Genomic DNA, 14614 nt, shown 5'->3' with positions numbered 1-14614 from the left:
GCCGAACGCCAGGCTTTTTTTCTGTTGGAATCAAGTGAAAAATGTATGATTTATCCGGTTGATTGCCAAAATAAGTGGACTAAGTACAGATGAAAGGAAATTCAATATGCCTACGAAACCTGCCGAACAACGGGTGGATGAATGGTTGTCTAAGCAATTGTGCGGCTTGATGGACTTTGAGGAGAGATCCCTGGGAAATTCCCAGGATATAAAAATTATATTTTTGAGAAGCTTGACTAACTCGGATACGGTTAACCGTTTTATTGTTCTGCCTAGCTATGAGATGGATCTCGAGGCGTACGAGAAGTATTTATCCACGTTTCCCGGCTGCGAAGAGACCCAGGATAAGCAGCAAATCATGGAGTTTGTCCTGAAGGGCTATATTTATATCCGGATTGAGGACAGCAGCTACTTATTCGATGCTATGAAAATAGAATACAGCGGCATTACCTCCAGCATTACGGAAGCGATTGTACAAGGGCCGAACGATGCATTGACGGAGAATATCGAAATCAATATGAATTTGATTCGCCGCCGTTATCAGTCCAAGGATTTGAAGGTCGATGCCATGACGATCGGGAATGTGTCCAAAACGACTATAGCCATCATGTACGATGATACGCGGGTGGATGGGGAGGTCCTGAAGGAAATTAAGAGTCGTCTGTCCCAAGTTTCGGTGGATATTTTACAGTCGGCGGGCGAGCTGGAGAAGTACATTAGTGAGCACAAGTATAGAATCTTTCCTACTACGATCGTAACGGAAAGGCCTGACCGGGTCGTATTCAATCTGTCGGAAGGCAAGATCGCCATACTGATGAATACCGTGGGTTACGCGATAATTGCTCCAAGCGTATTTAATGATTTCTTTACCGCCATGGACGATAAAATCCAACTTCCCCTGGTTGGCTGGTTTATGAAAATGATTCGTTATATTGGCTTGTTCATCACCGTCACTCTTCCGGCCTTCTATGTTGCTTTTACCTCCTACAACCCGGAAATATTAAAGGTGCAAATAACACTTTTGATTGCCGGCAGCCGTGCTGCAGTTCCCTACCCGTCTTTTGTCGAGGTTGTGTTCATGCTTCTAATGATGGAATTTCTCATTGAGGCGAGCTTGCGGCTGCCGAAGGCCATCGGTCCGACAGCGACGACGGTTGGAGGCCTTATTCTTGGCCAGGCGGCGACTCAGGCGGGGCTGGTTAGTAACATTATGATTATTATCGTGTCGGCCGTAGCTATATCCAACTTCGTTATTCCTCTGAATATGATGGCTTTTACAGTTCGGGTGCTCAAATACTTTCTGATTTTTTTTGCGGCGACATTTGGCTTGATCGGCATTGTGGTCAGTACGGTAGGGGTTGTAATGTATCTGTCCGGCATGCGCAGCTTCGGGAAGCCATATTTAAAGATGTTTGCTTTAGATGGCAGTAAAGGCAAGGGAGAAAAGCAGAATGGTTAAAGAAAGGTACTACTATTACCTGTATCTGATCAATGCGTTAATCAATATTATCAATTTCGTTCCCCGCGTATTGACCGGCAATCGGTTCGAGGGAGCGCTGATGTCTATTTTTGTTTCGGTCGTGATCGGGAGCACGCTGCTGATCATATTTACGAAGCTGATCAGCCGATTTCCCGGGGAAGGGCTGCCGCAGATCTATGCCGATTTTCCACGGGTGGTTTCCATTCCGCTGCTCAGTATTTTTGCCATTCTGTGGTATGTATCCGGAGCTGTTACTCTAGTATCCTTTGTCGATATAACCCTCCGGTATATCAGTCCGGATCTATCACCCTTGTATGCAATCATCGGCTACCTGGTGCTGGTTACCCTGTGCAGCCGTCTCACAACGGAATCGATCCTATATGCGCTGGAAATTACCATTATCATCAATGTACCATTGGTAACTTACATCCTTATCAAGGCGCTGTTCAATCCGTATTTAAGCTGGGATGCCGTAATGGAGGTCATTACTCATTTATGGACGATGCCGAAGTATAGTTCTATTGCGGGAGCCACATTTATTTTTACCGGGTATGTAAATCTGGCGATTTTCAACCGGGCTTTTCACAGCATGAAGCCTAGACATCTTTGGCTGATCCCGGTATCCGGATTGATGATTCTGCTTATCACGTTTCTGGTACCCATCGGTTATCACGGTACAATTGGAGTAGAACATCAGGTTTATAGCTGGTTTTCAACGGCTGATTCAATCCGGAGTGAATTTTTTGTAGTTGAGCGCGTGCTGTTCATATTCTACTTTACATATTTGTCCCTATCGCTCGTAACCGCTGTTATTCATTGGCATATTGCATTGGAGCTCATAAAGTCCTTTTTTGAAAAAAAGGATAAGAAGAAATCAAATCCATCGAGCGGTTCGAGCAGTATGAATAGTTCAAGCAGTTCAAGCAGTTCAAGCAATTCGAGTGATTCAAGCAATTCAACTAAATCGAGTAATTCGAGCAAATCGAATAAATCGAATAAATCGAATAAATCGAATAAATCGAATAAATCGAGCAGGGATAGAACCACTTCGAATAGAGATTGGTGGATTCTTGCACCGATGGTTCTGGCCACGCTCGGAATGGGGATTTTTCTTGATCAGATAAAGCTGGAACTGGTTGGGCAGTGGTTCCTTTATGTTCGTTTACCCGGTGAGCTTCTGCTAGTGGCATCGGTCTTCGCTGCTTATTGGAGGAGGAAGAAGAGGGCATGAGAAAATGTTTGAACTTAATGCTCGTGATTCTGCTGTTTATGCTGAGTCTGCTGCTTGCAGGCTGCCAATTCAAGGATGTGGACCGGAGGGCGTTCGTCCTAGGGTTGGCGGTTGATTCTGTCGAGAAGAAGGAGGGTCAAGGAGAAGGCGGAGGAGGTGGGAGCAAGAAGCATTTGGTTCAGGTCTCCCTTAAGCTTGCTATACCCGAAGGCGACCCTACGAAGAGAAGTCAGGAAGCAATCATTGTTTCGCAAATTTCAAACAGTATTCCGGAGGCGGTTCGCTTGCTGAAATCCAAGGTGGATAAGGAGCTGGATTTCAGTCATTGCAAGACACTGCTCTTTGGAGAAGGATATGCCAAGACGGATATCCGGGAGATGAGCGATTGGATTGCAAGGCGCAGGGACATTCAATTGATAGGCCATGTGGCCGTGGCTAGACCCACTGCCAAGGAAGTGCTGGGTGTTCGCATGATAAGCGAGCGAGTCCCCGCTTACGCCCTAATTTTAAGCTTGGGGAAGGAAGGGACAGAATCACCGTTCATCGTCAGCATTTACTCCTATAATTTTCGGCGGCATCTGTCAGAGATAGGAGCCGATCCCATCCTGCCGCTTGTTGAAAAAGAGGAGGAGGATGTTCTGGTCATCAATAAAGCAATGCTTTTTGATAAACAGAGAGTACGCGCCGAACTGACGGCAAACGAGGCCCGGTTGTACAACCTGCTGAAGACGCAGGGACTGCGAACCAGCTTCAACGTAGAACTGGACGACAATATTTACACTTACAATATGGAGACGACCCGTGCCAAGTTTAAGCTGCTCAAATCAGAGGAAGGCAAGATGATTGTGCAATATAAGGTCGGAGGCCGGGCTGTCCTGGAGGATAACAGCAAGTCGGTAACGACGACGGGGCCGATTCTTGAGCAGGTCTCCAAAGCGGCCAGCAAGCAGTGGGAGAAGGAAATCAAGCAGTTCCTCGTCAAAATTCATGGAACCGGATTAGATCCGCTTGGCTGGGGGTTAAGATACAGGGCCATAAGCTGGAACAATGAGACCGAAGAAGAGGAATGGAGAAAGCTGTATCCGAACCTGGAATTTAGCGTTAAGGCTGATGTACGGATCCAGTATTCCGGCATGATCCGTTAGTCCCATAATAATACCTCTCCACGCGAATCCGCGACGGAGAGGTATTGTCATGTTATGGCAGCATGCCTGCAGTAAGAATCCAAAAAAAATCAGGTGCGCGATGGCTCGTCATCCCCGCTATAGCCGTTCAGCACGTCGATGCCAGGCATGGCGTCCGGGTCGGGTGCCGCAGGGTCGACTGGACTGTTCGCGGCGATTTCATCGGCATCCGGGACATCTGGAAAATCACTGCTATCCTGGATATTTTCCGCAGGCCCCGCAGAATGGGAATCCTCCTCGCTAAGAGCCTGGGTAATTCGGGTATCGTGAGGAAGCAAATCATCGCCGGGTATATCGTTCTCCGGCCGGTATTCTCTAAGCACCTGGTACCTTTCATATTCATGATCAGCCGCCTTGGTTTTCGGATTGTCTGCCTTTTGCAAATGTTCTGAAGGCTCTGAATGCATTGAATGTTCTGGCAATATAATCCCTCCTCATTGTTTTAGTTGAAGTTTGCCCCGAATGGCGGGATTCAAACGGAGGAGTTGGCTGTGCAAATCCAAAATACAAAGGAAATTTATAAGAAAAATCTCAAATGTTCTAAAACATAGGAAACACGTATTTTACGAGGAAGTACAGGAAGCCGAAGAACAGAATGATATATGCCGCATATTTAATGAAAGTCGAAGCAACCATACTGGGCTCGGATTTCTGCTGAATGTCTCTTCTTTCTACGTCAACATTGCTCACTTCATTGCGTTCTCGAGGCTCATACATAGACTTTACCTCCTTATCCTTTAAATCGGAAAATGGGGATTTCTGATGTCTTGTGTAATTTTTAAACGTCGCATCTGCGGTTGAAACAATCGGAATTTCCATATTTGTATTGACTTCATATGGCAGTGCCGACTACAATTTGCTTGACCCCGTATGAGAACCTGCTCGGATGAATATATCAGGAGATGAGTAAACGATTGACTACGATCTATGATATTGCCAAGTTAACCGGTTTTTCGCCGACCACGGTATCCAAGGTGTTCAATGGCTACTCGGATGTCAGCGAGAAGACGCGCCGGAAAATCCTCGAGGCTGCACAGCAGCTGGATTATGTTCCTAACGCTCATGCCCGGTCGCTCACGACCAAGCGTTCCTGGACGATCGGCGTATTGTTCAATGACTCGTCAGGGGCCGGTATTCTGCATCCTTATTTCGGCGGCGTCATTGAAGGATTCAAGAAGGTGGCAACCTCGAAGGGCTATGATTTGATGTTCATCACGAAGGATATCGGGGGCAAGCCAAGCGGGTATTTGGAGCATTGCAAAATACGCGGTGTCGACGGCATCGTAGTGATTGGCCCGGACTATTCAGATCCTTATTTTCATGAACTGATTGAAGCGGACATTCCGTGCATCCTGCTGGATTCGGAATCAGAGCATGTCAGCACGATTTATTCCGACAATATTCTGGGAAGCGAGCTGGCTGTCGACTATTTATATTCACTCGGACACCGCTCCATCGCCCATATTGGCGGCGGGCATTCCTTTGCCGGCGTCCAGCGGGTGCAGGGCTTCATTGAAGCGATGCAGCGCCGGGGCTTGTCGGTCAAGCCTGAATTTATTGTGCAGGGCAGCTACAATTTTACCGTGGAGAACGGATATAAGGCGATGGAGCAGCTGCTTGAGCTGAAGGACCGCCCCACTGCCGTATTCGCGGCCGGTGACAATCTGGCGGTCGGCGCGATGATTGCCATGAGGGAGCATGGAATATCCGTGCCTGAGGATATTTCCATCATCGGCTTCGACGACATTGAGATGGCGAAATATTTAACGCCCGCGCTGACGACGATCCGCCAGAATACCTACGGACTTGGCAGCAGGGCAGCTAACATGTTAATCTATTCGATAGAAGGCCATAAAGAATTACAGCGGGATATGCTTCCGGTCGAACTGGTTGTACGCGATTCATGCCGCCCATTTGGTTAGCCAGCTTACTTGGGCCGGCTTGTTTTTTAAAGGATTTCGAAACCGGTTTCGAATCAATGGGTAAAAGGGATTTCATGATATCTCGTGGACGGATGGTATGAAATAAAATGATAAATGGAGGTAACAGCATGTCTAACTATTCATTTGACAAGAATGCTTTCGTGATTAAGCAGTTTGATAAGGCCAAGCCTTTCTCAAGCTTCCTGCCTGGCCTGGCAGGCCTGAAGGGAATTCCGATGTGGACGTTCTACGTCAACCGCGGCCAAGCGGTATGCAGCTTCGGTATTCGCGATAAGAAAAGCCCGATTATGGAGTTCTCTCCGGCGAGCATCACCTACCAATCGGTGTCATCGAAGGGCTTCAGAACCTTCATCAAGCGGGAAGGCGCTGAGGGAATCTATGAGCCGTTCCAAAGTGCGAGTCCGGATGCAGCCGCCGAGCGGAAAATGGTCATTCTGGCGAATGAGGTCGGGATCGAGGAAGTGCATAAGGAGCAGGGAATCAGCGTCAAGGTCACTTATTTCCAGGTGCCGAACGACGATTATGCCGCTCTGGTGCGCAAAGTAGAGATTACGAATATATCCGGGGAGCCGATGAAGCTTGAGCTGCTGGACGGTCTGCCGGAAATTCTGCCTTACGGCGTGGAGAACGCGGGATACAAGGAAGTCGGTAATCTGCTGCGGAGCTGGATGGAAGTATATAATCTGGACAATAACATCCCGTATTATCGCGTGCGCTCCAGCACAAGCGACAGCGCGGAGGTAAGCGAGGTGCAGAGCGGCCATTTCTATCTGTCGTTCGGCCAGGACGGCAAAATCGTCAAGCCGATTGTCGACTTCCAGATCATCTTTGGCGACAATACGTCCCTCGCCTATCCGGATCGTTTTGCCGAGCGCTCCCTCGCCGAGCTGATGGCGGAGCAGGAATACTGCACGAATAAGGTGCCGTGCGGCTTCACCGGATTATCCGCACAGCTGGCGCCAGGCGAGACGACGACGCTGTATACGTTGATCGGGCATATCGAGAGCCTGGAGCGCTTGAATGAGAAGGCGCCATGGATCGCCGCTCCTGCATATATTGACGCGAAGCAGGCGGAAGCCGGGCGATTGACAGAGGAGTTGACCGAGGATATCGCGACCCGGACGTCCTCGCCATTGTTCGATGCGTACTGCCGCCAGAGCTACCTGGACAACTTCCTGCGCGGGGGCTACCCCTTCCTGTTCGAGAACGGGCGAGAGGGGTTTGTCATCCATCTGTATTCCCGCAAGCACGGAGATCTGGAACGCGATTACAACTTCTTCTCGATCGAGCCGGAGTACTACTCTCAAGGGAACGGGAACTTCCGGGATGCCAACCAGAATCGCAGGAATGACATCTATTTCAATCCGCGCGTCGGCACGTTCAATATTGTGACGTTCTTCAGCCTGATCCAGGCGGACGGCTACAATCCGCTTGGCGTTGAGGGAACGAGCTTTACCGTGCCGCAGCAGCAGGCAGCCGGGCTTGAGGGATTGGTGAAGGCTTCGGTATCGAATCCGCAAATTGCCGAGAAGCTGCTAGCTCTGTGTTTGGGTAAATTTACGCCGGGCAAAGTCATCTCCCTGCTGGCGGACAAGAATGCGGGCCTTCTGCGCAACGAGGAGGAGCTTCTGACAGAAATACTGTCTCTGTCGGAGCAGAATATCGAAGCGGCCTTCCGCGAGGGGTACTGGTCAGACCACTGGACGTACAATATGGATCTCATCGACGGATATCTGGATATTTTTCCGGACCGCAAAGAACAATTGCTGTTCGGGGAAGAAGTATATATGTTCTTCGACAGTCCGGCACGGGTGCTCCCTCGAAGCGAGAAATACGTCATCAACGGAACGAAGGTGCGGCAATATGGAGCACTGGAGCATGATGAGGAGAAAATGCAGAGGTTCGGCTTGAATCTCAACGATACGAACTGGCTGAGAACGAAGCATGGAGAGGGCGAGGTATTCCGCACGAACCTGTTCGTGAAGCTGGTCTCGTTGTCGCTGAACAAGTTCGCGACGCTTGACCCTTATGGCATGGGCGTGGAAATGGAGGGCGACAAGCCGGGCTGGAACGATGCGATGAACGGCCTGCCGGGATTGTTCGGCTCCGGCATGAGCGAGACGTTCGAACTGAAGCGGATCGTGAATCTGGTGATCGAGGCAAGCGAGGCATACGGCCATCGGCAGATTATGCTGCCGGAGGAAATGCATCAGCTGCTTGAGCGGGTTAGCGGGCTGCTGCAGCGCCATTCTGCAGGAGAGCTTGAGCAGTTCGATTATTGGGATCAAGCGGCTGCGGCCCGCGAGCAGTACCGGGATCAAATCCGGTTCGGGATCAGCGGCGAGCTGAAGGCGATTTCCCTCGGTGAGCTAGGACAGAAGTACAAGCAGATGCGGAGTAAAATCGATCAGGGTATCGATCGGGCTATCGCCTTGGGCGATGGTCTGACGCCGACCTATTTTGTCTTTGAGGCTGTGGAATACGAGCCGGTCACGGATGCCCAGGGCAAGCCTGTCATTAGCGGCTACGGCCTGCCAAAGGTCACCGTCAAGAAATTCGAAGCGAGGCCTTTGCCCCATTTCCTCGAAGGTCCGGCGCGTTGGCTGAAGACGATAGATGACAGAGCGCAAGCGCAGCAAGTCTACGAGCTCATCCGGGAGAGCGACCTGTTCGACAAGGAGATCCAGATGTACAAAACGTCGGTGAGCCTGGATGGCGAATCCCAGGAGATTGGCCGGATCCGGGCATTTACGCCGGGCTGGCTGGAGCGGGAGTCCGTGTTCCTTCACATGAGCTACAAGTATTTGCTGGCGCTGCTGAAGAGCGGGCTGTATGAGCAATTTTTCGCGGAGATGAAGACGTCTCTGATCCCCTTCCTGGATCCTGCGGTATACGGCCGCAGCACGCTGGAGAACTCGTCGTTCATCGCTACGAGCGTCAATCCGGATCCTCACGTGCACGGCCGGGGATTTGTAGCCCGTCTGAGCGGATCGACAGCGGAATTTATCAGCATGTGGATTAAAATGATGATGGGCAGCCGGGTGTTCAGCGTCGAGGACGGCCGGCTGCAGCTGGCCTTCGAGCCTACGCTTCCAGGCTGGTTGTTCGATGAGCGGGGGGAAGTCTCGTTCAAGTTCCTCGGCAGCACGCAGGTGACTTACTATAATCCGCGAAAGGCGGACACGTTCGGGGCGGATAAAGCCGTGATTGAGCGAATCCGGCTGACGAAGAAGGACGGCACAGCGGCGCAGATCGACGGAGCTGTAATTGGCGGCGAATGGGCGCATGAGGTCCGGAACGGCCAGGCGGCAGCAATCGATATTTACTTGAAATAATGAGGACATAGGCCAAGTGGAGGCTCTTCGTATTTGGGGGCTCCTCTTGGCTTCTTTTTCCTCGTGTTGACGCTCATCTTCAGATGCTTTATCATATTCTCTATAACCACTTTTGTGGTGGCGTGTTACCGTTTCGGGCATGAGCCAAGAGGAAGCCTTTGTTGCAGCAGAGGTTTCTTCTTGGCTTTTCTATTTTTTGTTACCTCTTTTGCCAAAATACAGTTTAAGCTTATAGAAAGGGGGGATGTACATGAGTGGGCCGGAGACATTCAAGGTCATTCGGGTTATCGGCAACAATGTCGTTATGGTGCATGGCGGCGGAAAAAAAGAGCTTGAATACGTAATACTTGGCAAAGGAATCGGCTTCGGAACAAAGGTCGGCGGCACGATCACTTCGGATGATCCCCGCATCGAGAAGCTGTTCAAGCTCGAGGACCGAGAGCAGTTGAACGAGTATCGGCTGCTGGAGGACTTTGATCCGAAGGTACTGGAAATAACCGATGAAATTCTGAACAGTATCAGCAAAGAATTTTCGGGAAAGCTGAATGACAAGGTATATCTTGCGCTTCCGAGCCACATTCAATTTACGATTTACCGGATTCGAAAGGGCATGGATATTATCAACCCATTCCTTGAAGAGACGAAAATCAGCTTCCCCAAAGAATATGAAATAGCGTTGAAGGCAGCGGACATGATCGGCCAGGCCTTTGATATCCACGTCCCTGAAGACGAGGTAGGCTTCCTGACGTATCATGTCTATTCGGCGGTTAGTCACGTCCCGGTGGGCCAGCTGGTAAAGGCATCCAATATGGTGGGACGGCTTATCGAGATTATTGAACAGGAGCGGGGAATCGTCTTTGAAAACGGTAGCATGGATTATGTCCGGCTGCTGATGCATTTACGCTTCTCGGTCGACCGGATCCTGAATCATTCAGTGAATGTAGACAATCCATTCGCAGAACAGATCAAGAGTCAGTTTACCCGCGAGTATGAGCTTGCGAGCCGGCTGGCCGATGAAATGGAGCAGGATTTGGGCAGGAAAGTACCGGAGGCTGAGATATGCTTTTTGGCAATGCATCTATATCGCCTATTTCGCGGACGCACACAAAACAAATAGCAGTGGATCAAGGAGGAATCATAATGTTCGAACGCTTTAAGAAGAAATCCGCCAAGGTGGTGCAGGTTCCAGCTCCTCTGACGGGTACAGTCATCCCCCTCTCCGAGGTGCCGGATGAGGCCTTTGCCGGAGGGTTTATGGGGCAGGGGGTTGCGATTGAGCCTGCCGAGGGGCGTCTGGTCGCTCCTTTTGACGGCACGGTTGCCCATGTCATTAAGAGCAAGCACGCCGTGATGCTGGAGGACAATGCTACTGGACTGCAGTTCCTGTTCCATATCGGCATCAACACTGTAGGTTTGAAAGGAGAAGGCTATACAAGCCATGTGGAAATGGGGGATTCGGTCAAAGCGGGACAGACGCTGATCGAATTCGATATGGATGCCATTAAGGCAGCCGGCTATCCTGTCGTTACGCCGATTATCGTTACCAATGCGGACGAGCTGGCCTCATCCGTTGAAGGGCATACCGGAAATGTAACTGCAGGCAGGGATTTCGTCCTTAGCATCAGTCTAAAATCCTAGATTGGATATTTTTCTTATTGACAATGGGCTAGGACTGATTTAAGATAACTACAACAAATGAATGCGTTTTAAGGCGTGTTACCATGAATGTGGGCATGAGCCGAGAAGATCTAAGACTACGTTACAGCAGTCGTCGTTCTTCTTGGCTTTTTTTATGGTTTTCTGGAAGGATCGACCGCCAGCCTGCAGTCAAGGCGCCTTTAAAACGGTGAATTAAAGAAACGCATAAGGAGGGGAATTCAAAGGTTTTTCTTTACTCGCCTGCAGGGAAGAAAGCCGATGTCTACTCGGTACATATTGTAAGCGTTTTCAAATTCATGCTAAAGTAATGCTAATTTATTGAAATTGAAAGGATGATGGATATGCTGGCTAAATTGCAAAGGCTGGGTAAATCTCTCATGCTGCCGGTCGCTACTTTGCCTGCGGCAGGTATTTTGCAAGGGCTTGGATTGATCGATTATCAAAATGATATACCGCTCGGGGCTTTCGGAGCCTTCCTGAATCAATTTGTTACTCCGTTTATGACCTCCGGCGCCCTTGCGATTCTGGATAATTTGCCGTTTATTTTTGCGATCGGCGTTGCGATCGGTTTTGCTGGAGACGCTGTTGCGGCTTTATCAGCATTTATCGGATATATGGTACTAACGAAGGTACTGGCTCAAGTACCGCTGCAAATGCCATTCATACCGGATGACGTGAAGCTGAATATGGGGGTGCTGGGCGGCTTCTTCGTCGGTCTCTGGTCAGCGTTCCTGTATAACAGGTTCCATAATATCAAGCTGCCGGATTGGCTCGGCTTCTTTGCCGGCAAACGGTTTGTGCCGATTATTACCGCGGCCTCAACGATGGTGCTTGCGGTTCTGATTGGGATGATATGGAGTCCGATTCAAGACGCGATTGCTGCATTCGGTAACTGGGTTGTAGGGCTGGGGGGCATCGGTTCCTTCATTTTCGGAACAGCCAACCGCCTGTTGATTCCTCTGGGCCTGCATCACGTATTGAACTCTATCGCCTGGTTCCAGATCGGTGAGTTCACTAACGCAGCTGGCGAAGTGGTCCACGGTGACCTGTGGCGCTTCTTTGCCGGAGACAAGTCGGCTGGAATGTTCATGTCTGGATTCTTCCCGATCATGATGTTTGCGATGCCTGCGGCGGCTCTGGCCATTATTCATTCCGCCAAGCCATCCAAGCGCAAGTTCGTTGGTTCCATCTTTATGGGTTCGGCCCTGGCTTCATTTCTGACAGGGATCACCGAGCCGCTTGAGTTCGCATTCATGTTCGTTGCTCCAGTATTATATGTGGTGCATGCGATTCTGACCGGTCTTTCCGGCTTGATTATGTACGTGCTGGATGTGCATCTGGGCTTCTCCTTCTCCGCCGGATTGATCGATTACCTGGTGAATCTGAAGCTGTCCACGAACGCCTGGCTGCTCTTCCCGGTTGGCTTGGCCTTCGGTGTCGTTTACTACTTCCTCTTCCGGATTCTGATCGCTAAGCTGAATCTGAGAACACCGGGACGCGAGGACGATGACGAAGAGGCTTCCGGCGACGCGGGTGCAGGCGCAGAAGCTGGTGCAGCAACTGGCTCAGCCGCTGGTGCTGGCGCTGGGGCGGCAGGGTCTAGAGCGTCGAAAGCAGCCAAGGTGCTGGAGAATATCGGTGGCGCCGATAATATCGTAAGCATCGATGCGTGTATTACGCGCCTTCGCTTGGTCGTGAAGGATGAGAAAGAGGTGAAGGATTCCGAGCTGAAGAAGCTTGGCGCATCCGGAGTTATGCGTCTTGGTCAAGGCGCGGTACAGGTCGTCTTCGGGCCGCAAGCGGAGTCCATCAAGGATGAAATTAAAAAAATGATGTAAAAAGCAACGCAGGAGGGGCTGTCCCAGAAGTCATCAGAGATGACCGAGGGGCGCCCCCTTTCTTTTAGAAAGCTATCCGTTTCTGCAAAACAATTTCTGTGGAACAATTTCTCCCGTGCCTGCATCCCATTCTTTGAATCATTATATATAGGTTGTCCGATTCGACCACAAGCTTGGACACAAGTTCGGAAATAAGCTCGGATACAAGCTCGGACACAAGCTCGACCACAAGTTCGGAAATAAGCTCGGACACAAGCTCGACCACAAGCTTGGACACAAGTTCGGAAATAAGCTCGGATACAAGCTCGGACACAAGCTTGGACACAAGTTCGGAAATAAGCTCGGACACAAGCTCGACCACAAGTTCGGACATAAGCTCGGACACAAGCTCGAACACAAGCTCTAACGTAAGCTCGAACATAAACTCGGACACAAGCTATCGAGCTCGAACACTAAATGGAATTCATGTATCTAATTATGCTCTAGACGAATAGTTCAATGGATTAGATGGATTTCATGTTCCTAAAATCAAGAATCCCGCCTATAATGGACCATTTCCTTCTTCCAACGACATCAAATCCATTTAAATCAGCTTTCCTTTCTTTTCCGCAGAAATTAACTACTAAAAATCCATTTAGACTGAGAAATCCAAAATTCATGCCCACTAAAATGTGAAATCCACGATTCATGCTCTAGAACGAGAAAACTGCGATTTATGCTCGGCGTAAAGGGGGACGTGCTTGGTCACATCAAGGTCAAACGTAATGAATTCGTGCTGGCTACATCAGGTCAATCGTAGTGAAGTCGTGCTGGCTACATCAGGTCAATCGTAGTGAAGTCGTGCTGGCTACATCAGGTCAATCGTAGTGAAATCGTGCTGGCTACATCAGGTCAATCGTAGTGAAATCGTGCTGGCTACATCAGGTCAATCGTAGTGAAGTCGTGCTGGCTACATCAGGTCAGTCGTAGTGAAGTCGTACTGGCTACATCAGGTCAATCGAAGGTGAAGTCGTGCTAGCCACATCAAGGTCAACCGGAGGTTTAGGCGAGCTTAGATGGTGGTTGCGGACATGGAGCCGACGGATTAGCAATAGTATTTCTTTCCTCTTGGTCTCGACTTACAGTGACAAGCATACTATTAAGATAGCAGGACTGGCTTGTCACTCCAATCGATGAAGGATGATTGATTCCATATGAATTTGCCATTCATCCCTGGCCGAAACAAGACACTCTTCTATCGCCGTGCAATCAAGAAATTTTTCCTGATCACCGTCGGCTCCGTTATGCAGGGCTTCGCCATGGCTATTTTTCTGTTTCCTCACGCCATACCCTCTGGAGGAGGGGCAGGTATTGCTGTCCTGTTGAATCACGCATTCGGTTTGCCGATGGGCTTCGGGTTATGGTTTGCCAATACTATTTTTCTGGTCTTTACAGTTAATTATTTGGGCAAAATCAGCGCCTTTGGCACGGTGTTCGTCATCACAGTAACTTCCGTATCCGTCAATTTCTTCGAGGTGTTCGTCGATCCTCCGTTTGCGAACGTATGGATCGATCTGCTGTTCGGCTCGGTCATTCTCGGCACCGCTGTCGCGATCCTCATCAAACAGCGGGTATCCAATGGGGGAATCGGTTATGTAGCTTTGGCGATTTATAAATACAAGAGAATCAACCCCGGCACTTCGCTGTTCTGGATGAACGGTTTTATATTTGCCCTCACTGCATATGTAATTGATTGGAAAATCATCATTCTTGCAGTGGTGTGCCAATGGCTGTCGACCCGGATTATTAACTGGTTTCATCAATATCCTGGGTTGAAATCGGTTTTTTATCTCGCTTGGCGCAAAAAATGAGCCCCTGGCATGTACAATCGGAAGATAAGAGAAAAACCAGCCTTTGCGGGCTGGTTTTTGGCAATTCGGGCATAAATAGCTTTTTGGGATAATA

12 protein-coding genes are annotated in these 14614 nt (G+C 49.7%); 9 read left to right on the top strand and 3 right to left on the bottom strand.

What is annotated here, in order from left to right:
* Positions 1–106 precede the first annotated feature (106 nt).
* Genes BN2762_RS04095 through BN2762_RS04085 form a run of 3 tightly spaced genes read left to right on the top strand, consistent with a single transcriptional unit; the run spans position 107 to position 3856 of the window.
* On the top strand, positions 107–1459 hold the full coding sequence (locus BN2762_RS04095; protein WP_055105751.1) for a spore germination protein: 1353 nt from the start codon (positions 107–109) through the stop codon (positions 1457–1459).
* Positions 1452–2711, top strand: coding sequence for a hypothetical protein (locus tag BN2762_RS04090; protein WP_055105750.1), 1260 nt, complete (start codon positions 1452–1454; stop codon positions 2709–2711). The genes BN2762_RS04095 and BN2762_RS04090 overlap by 8 nt, the downstream gene beginning before the upstream one ends.
* Entirely contained in the window at positions 2708–3856 is a 1149-nt protein-coding gene (locus BN2762_RS04085; RefSeq protein WP_055105749.1) for a Ger(x)C family spore germination protein, read from the top strand. The genes BN2762_RS04090 and BN2762_RS04085 overlap by 4 nt, the downstream gene beginning before the upstream one ends.
* A gap of 89 nt (positions 3857–3945) precedes the next feature.
* Here the strand turns inward: BN2762_RS04085 and BN2762_RS04080 are convergent, their stop codons facing one another.
* Together BN2762_RS04080 and BN2762_RS27205 are read right to left on the bottom strand one after the other, a co-directional pair.
* Entirely contained in the window at positions 3946–4317 is a 372-nt protein-coding gene (locus tag BN2762_RS04080) for a hypothetical protein (protein WP_055105748.1), read from the bottom strand.
* 118 nt (positions 4318–4435) lie between these two features.
* Complete coding sequence (locus BN2762_RS27205; RefSeq protein ID WP_019635976.1) at positions 4436–4612, bottom strand: hypothetical protein; 177 nt, start codon at positions 4610–4612, stop codon at positions 4436–4438.
* Positions 4613–4809: 197 nt separating this feature from the next.
* Between BN2762_RS27205 and BN2762_RS04075 the strand changes: the two genes are divergently transcribed.
* The 5 genes from BN2762_RS04075 (at position 4810) to BN2762_RS04055 (ending at position 12670) form a co-directional block, all read left to right on the top strand.
* Positions 4810–5817, top strand: a complete 1008-nt coding sequence (locus BN2762_RS04075; RefSeq protein ID WP_055105747.1) for a LacI family DNA-binding transcriptional regulator — start codon at positions 4810–4812, stop codon at positions 5815–5817.
* A 128-nt stretch (positions 5818–5945) separates the two neighbouring features.
* Positions 5946–9173, top strand: a complete 3228-nt coding sequence (locus BN2762_RS04070; RefSeq protein ID WP_055105746.1) for a hypothetical protein — start codon at positions 5946–5948, stop codon at positions 9171–9173.
* A 250-nt stretch (positions 9174–9423) separates the two neighbouring features.
* Positions 9424–10290 carry a PRD domain-containing protein gene (locus BN2762_RS04065; protein WP_055105745.1) on the top strand — a complete coding sequence of 289 codons (867 nt, stop codon included), beginning with the start codon at positions 9424–9426 and terminating at the stop codon, positions 10288–10290.
* A gap of 23 nt (positions 10291–10313) precedes the next feature.
* Positions 10314–10811 (top strand): PTS sugar transporter subunit IIA, encoded by a 498-nt coding sequence (locus BN2762_RS04060; RefSeq protein ID WP_148499864.1) that lies wholly within the window; start codon positions 10314–10316, stop codon positions 10809–10811.
* Between the two features lie 362 nt (positions 10812–11173).
* The gene (locus BN2762_RS04055) at positions 11174–12670 is read left to right on the top strand and encodes a PTS transporter subunit EIIC (RefSeq protein WP_055105744.1); all 1497 of its coding nucleotides are present in this window, start codon (positions 11174–11176) and stop codon (positions 12668–12670) included.
* Positions 12671–12734: 64 nt separating this feature from the next.
* Here the strand turns inward: BN2762_RS04055 and BN2762_RS04050 are convergent, their stop codons facing one another.
* Complete coding sequence (locus BN2762_RS04050) at positions 12735–13103, bottom strand: hypothetical protein (protein WP_148499863.1); 369 nt, start codon at positions 13101–13103, stop codon at positions 12735–12737.
* A 760-nt stretch (positions 13104–13863) separates the two neighbouring features.
* Here BN2762_RS04050 and BN2762_RS04045 point away from each other — a divergent pair.
* Positions 13864–14520 (top strand): YitT family protein, encoded by a 657-nt coding sequence (locus BN2762_RS04045; protein ID WP_055105742.1) that lies wholly within the window; start codon positions 13864–13866, stop codon positions 14518–14520.
* Positions 14521–14614: the final 94 nt, after the last annotated feature.

The sequence above is a fragment of the Paenibacillus ihumii genome (assembly GCF_001403875.1).
Taxonomy (GTDB): domain Bacteria; phylum Bacillota; class Bacilli; order Paenibacillales; family Paenibacillaceae; genus Fontibacillus; species Fontibacillus ihumii.
The sequence above is the reverse complement of the archived record's forward strand: the minus strand, read 5'-3'. Positions and strand labels throughout refer to the sequence as shown.